Annotated in this window: 1 protein-coding gene; it reads right to left on the reverse strand. The window is 60.8% G+C overall.

What is annotated here, in order from left to right; genetic code table 11:
• Positions 1-296 (reverse strand): Ig-like domain-containing protein (locus ACXAH3_RS16495; protein ID WP_474863362.1); only part of this gene is annotated, 296 nt, incomplete at both ends.

A 296-nucleotide genomic window follows, 5' to 3' on the forward strand; every position in this document is an offset into this window, starting at 1 on the left:
TCAATGGGCGCTACGTCGACAACAACAGTTGCCGTCGCCGTGTCGCAGTTGCCTGCGTTCACCGCGTCACAGATCGTATAGGGATAGCTGTACGTCCCAGCCGTCGTGCCAGGCGCCACGGTGATGGTCCCGTCTGCATTCATCGTGATCGAACCTGCGGCAGGTGTCGGAGCCGTACCCGGCGTCAGCGTGATATCTGCAGGATCAACAGCCGCGCCATTCAGCGTGTCGTTGTCCAGAACAGACGCAGTGTCGCCGCCGTCCAAACCATTCACAGGTGCTGGCGTGTCGTCGAT

The organism is Aliiroseovarius sp. ABM4_368 (genome assembly GCF_056161205.1).